Raw genomic sequence first — 12737 nt, 5'->3', positions numbered from 1 at the left:
CAGCAATCATTTTGATTGTTGGAGCACCCTTTGCATTTTATGAAAGGAGGAGTGTTTTGTCTGTTTATGATGTTTTGATTATCGGTGCTGGACCGGGCGGTTATGTGGCTGCTGAAGAAGCAGCTCGTTTGGGAAAAAATGTGGCCGTGGTAGAAAAGAAGTCTATCGGCGGAACCTGCCTGAATGTAGGATGTGTACCGTCTAAGGCCTATCTCCAGCACGGTCATTGGTTGCTGACAATGGAGGAAGCTAGGCGTTATGGCATTGAGAGCAAGCTTAAAAGGATTGATTTTGAGAAATTGGTAGACCGAAAGAATCGGGTTATTGCCAGTTTGCAATCTGGAATTCATGCTAGCTTTAAGTCTTTAGGTATTGAGTATATAGAAGGTCAGGCCAAGTTTGTCAAAGACCGAACTTTCTCCGTCAATGGTAAAGAAATCAGTGGCAAAGATGTGATTTTGGCTACTGGAAGTTATCCTTTTGTGCCTCCTATCAAGGGATTGGAACAGGTTGACTATCTAACTACGGATACGTTTTTTGACCTAAGAGAACTTCCTGAGAAGTTGGTCATTATCGGAGGTGGCGTTATCGCAATTGAGCTAGCTTTCGCTATGGCTCCTCTGGGTGTTGAGGTCACTGTTATCGAGGTTGCGCCGGAAATCCTTTTGACTGAAGAAGCAGAGGCGCGACATGTGATTCAAAAGAAACTAAAGAAAATGGGGGTGATGATTTATCAGGGAGCGCAGATAAAGGAAGTAACTGCTAATTCTGTCTTACTTGAGAACGAGCAGGTTGCTTTCGACCATCTTTTAGTCGCTACTGGCCGCAAACCAAATCTAGAGCTAGCAAAGGATATGGGATTAGCCTTGACAGATCGGAATTTTGTCAAGATAGATCAATACTACGAAACATCCAAAGAGCATGTTTATGCTATCGGTGATCTCTTGGAATCTTATATGCTGGCTCACGTAGCTAGTGCAGAAGGGATAAAGGCTATAAGAGCTATCTGCCGGAGAGCTGAAGAAGCAGTTGATCCGCTGGGTGTTCCCCGTTCACTCTACACCAATCCTGAAGTAGCTTCTTTTGGTCTCAGCAAGGAAGAGGCTGAGCAGGCCGGCTATGATGTTCTGGTCGAGAAGCTGCCTTTCTCTTATAATGGGCGGGCTATCGCAATAGGTGAGACGGAGGGCTATGTCAAGCTAATCTCAGAAAAGCAATACCATCTTCTGCTAGGTGCAGTCATCGTCGGTCCGAACGGTACAGATCTTCTGCAGAATTTGATTTTGTTGAGGCAGGCTGAAGCAACGCTGGATCAAGTTCTTGAAACAGTTTTTGCTCATCCTACCACATCAGAACTAATACAAGAGGTCGCTAAAAGAATCGTTCAGGACGATTAATGAGGAGGTAAAAATATGTCAAATTATAAAGATTTACCACAACAGTTGAGCAAAACAAGAAACCAAAGTGCTGTATCAGAGCTAGTCGATTTAAAAGTCCATGATGCTACCGAAGTTGAGGTTGAGCAGATTTCAAAAGAAAAAGCCAAGACCATGTATAAAACCATGTGGGATATCCGTAATTTTGAGGAAAATACCCGGCGTTTCTTTGCTGCAGGACAGATTCCTGGCTTTGTTCACCTTTATGCCGGAGAGGAAGCCATCGCTACTGGCGTCTGTGCTAATCTGACAGACCAGGACTATATTACCAGTACTCACCGGGGACACGGTCACTGTGTTGCTAAGGGCGGTGATTTAAAGGGCATGATGGCAGAAATTTTTGGCAAGGAGACTGGACTTGGAAAAGGGAAAGGCGGTTCCATGCACATTGCTGATTTGGACAAGGGGATTCTTGGTGCTAACGGTATGGTTGGTGGAGGATTTGGCTTGGCGACCGGTGCGGCTATGCGTAACAAGTACTTGAAAACTGATAGTGTAGCGGTCTGCTTCTTCGGTGACGGCGCAGCCAATGAAGGGAATTTCCACGAATGTCTCAATATGGCATCAATTTGGAAACTGCCGGTTATCTTTGTCAATGAAAACAACCTCTTTGCAGAATCGACACCGCAATGGTATTCTTCAGCATCCGGCACTATTGCTGAAAGAGCTGCTGCTTATAATATGCCCGGTATTCGGGTTAATGGTAAGGATTTATTCGCTGTCTACCAAGTAGCCAAGGAAGCTGTAGAGCGGGCTCGTAGAGGGGAAGGACCTACCTTAATTGAGGCTGTCACATATCGCGATCATGGTCACTTTGAAGGGGACGAGCAAAGGTACAAGGCTCTGGAAGGTGAAGAAAAAGACTGGGCTGATGTGGATGCTCTGGATGTCTTTCGTGACTATGCTATCGAGCATGGCCTCTTGACCGAAGAGGAACTTGATACCATCTTAGAAGAGTCTCGAAAGGATGTAGAAGAAGCTATCAAATTTGCTCAAGACAGTCCGATTCCTCGTTCCGAGTCTCTGCTGGAAGATGTATTTGCTGATTGATAGAAGGAGGTTGATCAAATGGCTAGACAACTGTTATTTATGAAAGCAATCAATGAAGCGCTGGATCAGGCAATGGCAAAAGATGACACCGTAATCCTTCTGGGAGAAGATATTGCTGGCGGTGTAACAGTCAAGCACTTGGAAGAAGAAAACGAAGATGCTTGGGGCGGTGTAATGGGTGTAACCAAAGGGCTTATGCCAAAATATGGCCGAGAACGGGTAATTGACACTCCAATTTCTGAGCACGGATACGTGTCAGCTTCTGTTGGAATGGCTCTGACTGGCTTGCGGCCAGTACCGGAGCTGATGTTCAATGACTTTATCGGTTTCTGCTTTGACGCCATTCTGGGGCAAGGCTCAAAAATGCGCTATATGTTTGGCGGTAAGGCCAAGGTTCCGATGACAATGCGGACCATGCATGGGGCAGGAGCTTCGGCTGCAGTTCAACACTCGGGTTCATATTACGGTCTCTTTGGATCTATTCCTGGTATAAAGGTAGTTGTTCCAGCAACTCCGTATGATGCTAAAGGGTTACTGTTGGCTTCCATTGAAGACGACAATATCGTGATTTATTCAGAAGATAAGACCCTCTATGGTATCAAGGGAGAAGTTCCGGAAGAATATTATACAGTTCCAATTGGGAAGGCTGCTGTCCGCCGTGAGGGAACTGATCTTACTATCGTTACTATCGGTAAGATGCTCTATGTAGCTTATGAAGTAGCGGATCGCTTGGAAAAAGATGGTGTTTCGGTTGAAGTGATTGACTTGAGAACGGTAGCCCCTTGGGATGAGGAGACTGTCTTTGAATCAGTCAAGAAAACTGGACGGCTGATTATCGTTGATGAATCCAACCCTCATAATAACACAGCGACGGATATTGCAGCAGCAGTGACAGACAAATGCTTTGACTATCTGGACGGCCCAGTGAAATGCGTCTGTGCGCCAAATGTGCCAGTACCATTTGCTGTGAATTTGGAACAGCTCTATATCCCTAATGCTGATAAGGTTCTGACTGTTGCTGCAGAATTGATTGACGATCTGAAGAGATAGAAGGGAGGCAAGTATGGCTACAGAAATTGTAATGCCTAAGCTAGGCTTAACAATGACCGAAGGTCTGATAAATAACTGGCTGGTCAAGGAAGGCGACACCGTAGCTGCTGGTCAGCCTGTCTTGGAAATCAGTTCTGAAAAATTGACCAGCGATGTAGAGGCGCCAAGCGCAGGAGTGATTTTAAAAATTATCAGTCAGGCGGGCGATACTGTCCCGTGCAAGAAAGTAATTGCATGGATTGGTGAAGCAGGAGAATCTATTCCAGGTATGGAGACGGAAGAAGTCTCTGCGAATAAATCAGAAAGTGATAAGGGAGCAGTTGATTCAGAGCCAGAGCTAGCTGAAAAAACTGTGGCAGCAAGTTCCAACGCTGTTGGAAACAGTGAACAGGGACGTATTTTTATCACTCCACTGGCCCGCAAGATTGCTAAGGAAAAAGGATATGATATTTCCTTGATTTCAGGAACGGGAGGCAATGGCCGCATTACCCGACGGGATGTGGAAAACTATAAACCAGAGGCGCTTCCAAACCAAACACCTGAAAATAGCTCTGCGATCCTTCAGCCGGCTAGTCAGGCTGACTATGGCGCAGGATTGACAGGCATGCGTAAGTCTATTGCGGAGCGGATGATGACCAGTCTCCAGACATCGGCTCAGGTGACCTTGCACCGTAAGGTTGATATCAGCAAGCTGATAGCCTTTAGACAGGATATGAAGGATAAGGTAGCTTCTCCGCTAGAAAATGGTGAAATCAGCATCACGACCCTGCTGACAAAGGCTGTCGCCAAGGCGTTGAAAGAACATCCTCAGCTCAACGCTTGGTATTTCAATGGTCAGTATCAGGAAGTAGAAGATATTCATATCGGTATTGCGACTGCGCTTAGTGATGGTCTGGTGGTGCCGGTCATTCGTCATGTGGATAAGCTAACGCTGGCTGACTTGGGCTTAGCTATCAAAACAGAGACCAATCAAGCTCGTAAAGGCACTTTAGATCCAGCTCTTTACTCAGGTTCAACCTTCAGTATTACCAATCTCGGGGCAGCAGGAATTGAGTATTTCACTCCTATCCTAAATACACCAGAAGTGGCCATTTTAGGAGTTGGTGCCCTTCAAACATCGCTGGCTCTTGACAGCCAAGGACAGGTCTGTGAGCAGAAATTCCTGCCGCTCAGCTTAACTTTCGACCATCAAGTCGTAGATGGTCAGCCTGCAGCGGAATTCTTAGCCAGTCTAGCGGACAAGTTGGAGTCTCCTTATGACTTGGTTTTCTGATAAATGAATAGGGACAATCATTCCTAAGTGAAAATGAAAAGGCCAGCTGTTTATATCACTCATTAACAGTTGGCCTTTATGTATTCTATCATCCTCTTGCTTCAAATTTATAATGTTTAGATAAGGAAATGACAGGATGATAGGGAGTAAGTTCTAAGGCTCTAAGTAGGTGAATAAAGCTGCAGTATAAGATAAATTGAATGACGATAATGGGAGAAAAATATCAGTGAGGTAGAATATGAAGGTTGCCAAAACACTAGTCTTAGAATATCTAGAGCAAGAATTACTAAAGAATAATAAGCAAGGTCTTGAAACGAAAGTAATTGCTGCTGCTTTAGGAATGCAACGCTCAAATGTGAGCACTATTTTGAATCAATTGGTAAAAGAAGGGATACTCGTTAAAGGAAATACACGGCCAGTTCAATACCAGTTAAAAGAGGTATTTGTAGAAAATCCTTTGGATTTTCCAAGCATTATAGGTGAAAATGGCAGTTTGCGAACAGCCATCCAGTTAGCACAGGCAGCTATTTTATACCCAAATTATGCTCTTCCTGTACTCATTTTATCCGAGGTCGGTGCTGGTAGAACTCACTTCGTTAATAAAATGATGGAGTTTGCCATTCAAAATCAAGCGATTAGTAAACCTCAGTTGTTTGAAAAAATTAACTGCTTAGACTATATTGATGTTCTCGATGATTTGCTGAAGTTGTTATTTGGATCAGAGGCAACGAAGTCTGTATTTGAGAAAGTGGCAGAAGGAATTTTATTTATAGATAACATACAAGTTCTATCTTCGGCGGATCAAAATAGATTGATTTCCTGGCTGAATCACAGAGAAGGAGAACAAAAGAGACGTCAGAAGAAAGGTTTGGTAATTATCGGAAGTAGCGCTAAGCTATCTGAACATTTATCCAATAAACTTCCTGTTGTAATCCAGCTGCCTTCTTATCCGAATCGACCGATTAGTGAAAAGCTAGAGTTACTAAATTACTTTTTAGCTATCGAATCAAAGAATTCTGCCCATGATATTCAAGTGCCGCGTGATGTCATTCATTCCTTCATCCTATCAGCGAATATTAGTAATATAAAAGAATTAGAATATGCAGTTCGAACTGCTTGTGCCAATGCTTTTGTAAGAAGTCTGAGGTCGGAGCTAAAAGATTTAACACTTAGTAATGACGATTTGCCCATTCCTTATCAAGGAATTCGGCATTTAGGTAGTCATAATGTAGTTAAAATCGATGAATTGATCGGCAATCGTAAGGTACTGATTTATGATAAGGAGTTGGGATTGCTGGATTTTCCAGAGCAAGAGTCTGATGATTTATATAACAAAATTAAATCAGAATATTCTCAGTTATCAGAAAGAGGCATTGAGCAGGATGATGTTTTTGAGGCAGTGAGAAACTATATTCAAAGCTATATTGAATACAAACCTTTTGTTAAGAAAGAAGATGAGTTGGAAAATCTTAATCAGCTTGAGACGATTGTTTCTGCTGAAGTAATCCAGTTGGTACAAGCCTTTGTTCTATCTGTTCAAAAAGAACTCAATATAGAGCTTAATTCGACGGCATATTACGGCATCAGCCTTCATGTCAATTCAATGATTAAGCAGAAAGGCTCGTTAAATCGGCAGTTGGATAATGATGCTATTGTGAAAGTGATTCGGGATTATCCAATAGAGTATGCACAATGTTCTAAATTTGCCAGGCAACTAGAAACAAGATTTCAACTAGCTGTTCCGATAGATGAAACCGTCATCCTAACTATGTTTATTATTGAATCCGAAAAGAAACAAGATAGTCTACGACCTATCTTGCTCTACGTTCTGCATGGTAAAGGGGTTGCCAAGTCCTTGGCTGAATCAACCAAGATGCTGACTAAAAATAGCCAAGTGTATGGCTTTGATATTCTATTAGAAGAATCTCTAGAGGAAAGCTATCGTAAATTAAAAGAGCAAATTGAGGAACTAGACCAAGGTTTAGGGGTCATTGTCCTCTATGATATGGGATCGATTAAGGAAATGCTGGATAAAATTCGAGAAGAAACTCTGATTAAAATCAGAGAATTTGAAATTCCCATTACTATGATTGGCATGGGGATTGCACGGCGCTGTTTGATAGAAAATGATATTGACAGTGTCTTTCACGCTTTTCATATGGAAATGAATCAGCTTTATAAAAATCGGGACCAAGAAAAAATCATCATTACACTCTGTTATACCAGCGAAGGCGGTTCTCTTCAGCTCAAGCACTATCTTGATCAGTATTCAAAGCTGGGTTACCGTGTCATTGCTTTGTCAGTTGCTAATAAGGAGATGTTGATTGAGGAAGTGATGGCCTTAAGAAAGACCTATCAAGTTCATGCTTTTGTTGGAACTTTCGACCCTCAAATTATGGGTATCCCTTTCATTTCCATTAAAGATGTTTTTGAGCAGCCCAAGGAGCACCTAGATAAATTATTGATGTTTGCACCGACCTCTGTCAATAGCTACGATTATGAGAAAGTTTACCAATTTTTAGAAGAGCAATTTGTCTATACTTCCTTAGCTAAGATTAAAAAGATTCTTCCTGCTATTTTAGATGAATTTGATTTTTATTATCAGCTGACAGAGGAGCAAACAATAGGTTTGTTTGTTCATATTGCGTGTCTAGTGGAGCGAACCCTTTCAGGAGAATGCTTGAAGAAGAGTAGTAAAGAAATTGCTGGTGTTATCGAAAAATTCCCTGACGACTATAAGCATGTTAGGAAAATCATCCGAACAGTGGAGCGAAACTTTAAGATTCTTATAGATGACGCAGAGGTCAGTGTTTTAATTCAGATGCTGCGCAAATTATAAAATCGTAAGTTGGAGTCGCAAACCAATAAAAAAGCACCTAGCTCTCATTACCTTTTTAGTCGGGATATACATTTCCGATTTCTGTGGTAATGTTGTGATTTAGATGCCTTTTTACATGTGCTCTTGCACAAGATTATGCAGCCATTTCCCTGAGAAGACACGAGGGATGCCCCAGATTGGTTTGAGAATATCTTCGCCATTTATCACAAGAAAGATTAGCCAAATGGGAGCCTGCAGGCTAACTAGGACATAGCCAAGTGGAATGCTGAAGAGCCAAACAGGTAAAATATCTAGCAGGCAGGCATAGTTTGTATCGCCTCCGCTACGTAAAATCCCAACGATTAAAACAACACTAAAAGCTTTTGGGATAAACAACAGGGCATTTAACTGAATCATCAAGATGGTTAGCTGCTCTGTCTGATTGCTTAAGTTGTAGAGTTTCAGCGCTAAAGGCATGGCCCAGATGAGTAGGACGCTGACGATGAGTCCGATGAGAGGTAATAGAAGTAAGAAGCGCTTGGCATCTTGTAAGGCTTTTTCTATTTGGTTCTCCCCGATGGTATTGCCTAGCATAACAGCTACGGCATTTCCCGCACCGCGTACAAAGACAAAACAAATTTGGGCAATGGCGCTAGCAATCTGGGTAGAGGCCACAACTTCAGTACCTAATAGTCCGATAATGGCCAAGCCAATCGATGTTCCGAGCGACCAAGCGCCTTCATTGAAGACGACTGGCAAGGTTTTTTTCAAAAATTGACAAACGAAGTCTTTGTGGAAGGTAAAGAGTTCAGCTATGCTAGCGGCTCCAGCCATCCTTGTTCGATAGACACCAAATACTAACAAGCAAAGCTCTAGCAATCTAGCAATAAAGGTGGCAATAGCGGCACCAACCAGTCCAAGTTTAGGAAATCCAATCAGTCCAAAAATAAGGACGGCATTGCCAATGATATTGGTCGCCATGGATAGGAGACTAGCAAGAGTTGGTAAGAAAACCTCGTTACTACACCGACACATAGTGGCTAATGAGGTTGTGATAGCTGTCATCAGGTAGGTCCAGGAGACGATAGATAGGTACTGGGCGCCCAACTGAATAGCTTCGGTATCATGGATATAAAAGCCAATCAGTTGCTTGGGAAAGAGTAAAGCGACTAAAGTAAAGGAAACGGAGATAAGTCCGCTCAGCATATAGACTAATCCCAAGGTTTTTCTCATATCAGCAATTCGCTGCGCTCCCCAGTATTGGGCCATGAAGACAGAAGCTCCGCTACCAATACCAAACTGTACAATAGTCAAGAGAAAGAAAATCTGGTTGGCAGCGCCAGCAGCTGCGATTTGTTTTTCCCCTAGCTGGCCGATCATAACAACATCAGCTAGATTGACAGCGCTGGCCAGTAGAAATTGAAGAGAAAACGGTAGGCTGAGACGTAAGAATTGTTTCAGAAATGTTTTCTTTTCACTCACTGTCTCACCTCCCTTCGTTTCAAATAGGAAAAGCAATCAGTATGTCCGGTAACCTGATGTCTAGAAATTTGATGTTCCTTTTGAAGTGGATGATTCTGATTCCTCATAAACTTCGCTCTTTCTACCTGATAGCTTGAACTAAGCCTCAAGTTTAGTGATAATAGGCAATTTGATCAACAAAAATTTGACAATCTTTGTCAGCTTCTGTTTGAACTTCTACATTCTTCAATTCCTTTTCAGGATAAGGGTTTTGAATAGGAAATGCGAAGAAAGTTTGTTGCTCTTTTTGATAAGGTTTGGTTCTAAGCGAGACTTCAAATAATTGCTCGTCTACTTTATAGATAGGTTCACCAGGTAAAGGGTTGGTATTGGTAGACCGATCCCAGTCAACACTTGTTTTGCCAATGTTTTCTCCAAAGATAATAGGAACAGTGAACTCGGTTTGATCAGTATAGGTTAGTAGGATATTTCCGATTTGATAGGTTTCCATTTCAGGGAAGACACCGTCCACAAACCATTGGTATTCCACAAAATAGTCAGTAGCATAGCCGATTTCAATCCAGCTGGGATGCGCCAGTGCTTCAAGACTGCGCGTGTGGTTTTGCAGGTCGGGATAGTGGTAATGGAAGAGATAAGATAAGGTTTTATCACGGATAGTCGCATAGTCTTCATCACGATAGTCATGATTCCAAAACATCTCGTAAGCATAGGCCAAGCCGAAGAAAATGACATTTCTCTGCAGGATTACCTCATTTAAGGTGCTCCAGTTGGAGATGATAGCCCCTTTGCTCCCCTTCTTCAAATGCTCAGCCCAATGCGGAAAGAGATAGCCTTCAAAATTACCATAACGGATGCTAAATCCTTCTTCTAAAACTTCATCTTCCAGTTTTTCATCCAAACTCCAGAGCCAATGGAGAATTTCGACATCTTTGGGAATCTGGTGAATAGCCTGCCAAGTTGCTGGCATGATGCCAACTTTTTTGCCTGTATCTTTTTTGAACTGGGGAGTGTACATGACGATTTCTGCTCCACCAAAAGGCCCTGCATCAGGAACGATAGCGTTTTTCAGTAACTTGTCTCCCCAAATCATGGTTCGGACATTTTTCTGTTTGAGATAGTCATAAATTTTGATAACGTCCTCTGCAAAGATGTCTGCTCCAGCCTTTCCTTTGCAGCGCTCACACATGGCAATTGAATAGTATTCATCATGTCCGATATTAATGACTTCAGGTTCAAAGACCTCAATGATTTCATCCAGAACATCAAAGAGGAGTTCATAAGAGGCAGGATTTGATGGACAGTAAGTGTCCGGATAAGGATCTTCAGGGATTTCTGCGATTTCGGGGTGGCCAAGCATCAGGTAGTCACAGTGGCCAAGAGAGGGAACCTCAGGAATCACTTCAAAAAATCGTTCCTTACAGTAGAGGACCAGATCTTTCACATCATTTTGACTTAGAAATTCCCCATCACCATTTTCCATGTGAATGGCATTCTTGTACCAAGGGAAGGTATAGTCTTGGATTTCTTTGGTCTTGCCAGAGTATTCAGCCATATCAGCACAATATTTAATCCACTCCTGATTAATTTCAGGGTGTTTTTTATATTCCATAGCACCGCCGATTTCAATCATGAGGGTATTGTACTTGAAGAAAGCAAGCATATCCACAAATTGCTTGAAGAAATCCATATTCTTACGAGACGGTAAAAAGACCTTGAGTCCACGCTCAGAACAGACGGGTTCGTCGTAGGCCAAACCATAAGGTAAGTAGCCATCCTGCAACATTTGGATAATCGAAATTGCTCCATAAAATAAGCCACGTTGGGACAAAGCATAAACGAAAATACCATCTTCAGTAGCCTTTACGATGTGCGCTTCAGGATTGGATGGATAGGCAAGTGAAAAGGACTGCATGACCTCTTGACCAACTTCTCGGGAAATCCCTTCTATGAAATGAATGGCCGGGAAAGCCAGCTGTCCATCATTTCTTGCTATTGGATGAGCCCGTAAGGTGTCAGTCAAAATAGGTAGAGGGCTGAATATTTTAGTTACTTTAGTGAAATAGCGACCGCTGTTTTCTTGTTTCCAATATTGAGGTGTGATGCCTTGTTTCATAATCTACTCCTTTAACTATCTGAATATCTGCGAGTCATAAAAAATCTGGGTGCAAAAAGAAGGTATGGATGTGATTTGCTTTTTACTGAGTTTTCGCTTTTCTATCCTTCTCAATTTCCCCTTGAATCTTATAAAGATTTTCCGAAAGGCGACCAAAGTAGAGAAGCTCTCCCATCCACTTGATAAGCTTGCTTTTTGAATTTTTTGTCAATTTATTTTGTTCTTGTTCTAGCGTAACCTCTAGACCTTTTGAGCAAGGCTTGGTTTTATAGGAAGTAATCGTTTTTTCACTGTGGGACGAGATTTGAATGACGTAGGTTTCATGGCGACGATAGTCCAGAATCTCATAATCAGTCTTGGTATAGACATTGTCTGACAATTTTGAGTAACGAAGTCCTTTCTTTAACCTATCTATCTTTTTTGTTTGATTGTCAGTTTGATTGATTTGATTCAGAAACTCGCTTTCCAAGAAGTCATAAAATTCATCTGAAGTGACTTGGAGTTCTCTAATAATCTTCATAAATTAAGTATATAATAAGCCCTTGTGGAAAGTAACCCCCTGAGGAAAAAGAGACGGATTTTAATGAATTTTTATACTCTTTAGCTTTGTGTTATACATTATCATAAAAAACGATTAATTTTTATACACTAAGTTTACGATAGGTTCTAAAATATATTAAAGGAACTATTTAAGAATAGCAGAGTGCCAGAGGTAAAGCACGCAAGAAACTGTTGCTTTAAATTTTTTATAACAAATTGAGTATGAATGGCATTTGAAAATGGATACACTAAGCTAGAAAACTGTATATTAAGACAATATAAACGCTTTTGACAGTAGAATAGAGCTATAGTAAACTTTGGGTAAGAAGTCAAATTGAAAGGAGGAGTTTGTATGGAAGAATGGAATAGTTCAGCGGAGATTATTGCCATGTCCTTAATTGCCAATTCTGGTGCAGCCCGATCCTTAGCTTTTGAAGCACTAAAAAAAGCAAAACTAGCAGAATTTGATGCAGCTAAGGAATTAATGGATGAGGCAAATAGTGTAATTTTAAAGGCCCATCATTCCCAAACAGATTTATTGCAGGAAGAAGCACAAGGAAACGGTCATCAGTTGAGTATACTGCTTGTTCATGCACAAGATCATTTTATGACGAGTCTCTTGGCCATTGACCTTATCACTGAGATGATTGAGCTGTATTCCAATAGAGAAGGAGAAAGACAATGAAAATCTTATTAATATGTGCAGCTGGTATGTCCACGAGCATCCTGATGAAAAAAATGGAGCAATATGCAAATGACCAAGGTATTGACCTCGATATCAAAGCGGTCGGATTGATGGACTATCAAGATTATGCTCAGGACTATGACGTAATTTTATTAGGTCCTCAGGTTTCTTATAAACTTGATTCTGTCAAAGAGACAGTTTCAAAACCTGTTGCCACCATCCCAGCTATGGATTATGCAATGGGAGATTGTAAGAATATCTTTCAATTAATTAAAGCAATATCTTAAGGA

Annotated in this window: 10 protein-coding genes; 7 read left to right on the top strand and 3 right to left on the bottom strand. The window is 41.6% G+C overall.

Features of this window, described 5'->3' with window-relative positions:
• Positions 1 to 56 precede the first annotated feature (56 nt).
• The 5 genes from lpdA to RG608_RS00370 all read left to right on the top strand — a co-directional run bounded on the left by lpdA (position 57) and on the right by RG608_RS00370 (position 7648).
• Complete coding sequence (gene lpdA, locus RG608_RS00390) at positions 57 to 1397, top strand: dihydrolipoyl dehydrogenase (protein ID WP_268686701.1); 1341 nt, start codon at positions 57 to 59, stop codon at positions 1395 to 1397.
• Between the two features lie 15 nt (positions 1398 to 1412).
• Positions 1413 to 2486 (top strand): thiamine pyrophosphate-dependent dehydrogenase E1 component subunit alpha, encoded by a 1074-nt coding sequence (locus RG608_RS00385; protein ID WP_268686702.1) that lies wholly within the window; start codon positions 1413 to 1415, stop codon positions 2484 to 2486.
• A gap of 18 nt (positions 2487 to 2504) precedes the next feature.
• The gene (locus RG608_RS00380) at positions 2505 to 3536 is read left to right on the top strand and encodes an alpha-ketoacid dehydrogenase subunit beta (RefSeq protein WP_308946381.1); all 1032 of its coding nucleotides are present in this window, start codon (positions 2505 to 2507) and stop codon (positions 3534 to 3536) included.
• A gap of 13 nt (positions 3537 to 3549) precedes the next feature.
• A complete protein-coding gene (locus tag RG608_RS00375; RefSeq protein WP_268686703.1) occupies positions 3550 to 4809 on the top strand; it encodes a dihydrolipoamide acetyltransferase family protein in 1260 nt (419 codons plus the stop codon).
• A 238-nt stretch (positions 4810 to 5047) separates the two neighbouring features.
• On the top strand, positions 5048 to 7648 hold the full coding sequence (locus tag RG608_RS00370) for a PRD domain-containing protein (RefSeq protein WP_308946380.1): 2601 nt from the start codon (positions 5048 to 5050) through the stop codon (positions 7646 to 7648).
• Between the two features lie 111 nt (positions 7649 to 7759).
• Here the strand turns inward: RG608_RS00370 and RG608_RS00365 are convergent, their stop codons facing one another.
• From RG608_RS00365 to RG608_RS00355, 3 genes are all read right to left on the bottom strand, one after another.
• On the bottom strand, positions 7760 to 9145 hold the full coding sequence (locus RG608_RS00365) for an MATE family efflux transporter (RefSeq protein ID WP_268686705.1): 1386 nt from the start codon (positions 9143 to 9145) through the stop codon (positions 7760 to 7762).
• A 115-nt stretch (positions 9146 to 9260) separates the two neighbouring features.
• The gene (locus tag RG608_RS00360) at positions 9261 to 11222 is read right to left on the bottom strand and encodes a family 20 glycosylhydrolase (RefSeq protein ID WP_308946378.1); all 1962 of its coding nucleotides are present in this window, start codon (positions 11220 to 11222) and stop codon (positions 9261 to 9263) included.
• 82 nt (positions 11223 to 11304) lie between these two features.
• On the bottom strand, positions 11305 to 11742 hold the full coding sequence (locus RG608_RS00355) for a DUF3284 domain-containing protein (protein WP_268686707.1): 438 nt from the start codon (positions 11740 to 11742) through the stop codon (positions 11305 to 11307).
• Between the two features lie 372 nt (positions 11743 to 12114).
• Here RG608_RS00355 and RG608_RS00350 point away from each other — a divergent pair, with 372 nt between their 5' ends.
• Both RG608_RS00350 and RG608_RS00345 read left to right on the top strand, forming a co-directional pair.
• Positions 12115 to 12447 (top strand): PTS lactose/cellobiose transporter subunit IIA, encoded by a 333-nt coding sequence (locus RG608_RS00350; RefSeq protein WP_002895529.1) that lies wholly within the window; start codon positions 12115 to 12117, stop codon positions 12445 to 12447.
• Positions 12444 to 12734 (top strand): PTS sugar transporter subunit IIB, encoded by a 291-nt coding sequence (locus tag RG608_RS00345; RefSeq protein ID WP_002909758.1) that lies wholly within the window; start codon positions 12444 to 12446, stop codon positions 12732 to 12734. The genes RG608_RS00350 and RG608_RS00345 overlap by 4 nt, the downstream gene beginning before the upstream one ends.
• Positions 12735 to 12737 lie beyond the last annotated feature (3 nt).

The organism is Streptococcus sp. IsoGale022 (assembly GCF_031142805.1).
GTDB lineage: Bacteria > Bacillota > Bacilli > Lactobacillales > Streptococcaceae > Streptococcus > Streptococcus sanguinis_A.
Note: the sequence above shows the minus strand (reverse complement) of the source record. Positions and strands in the feature narration are given on the sequence as shown.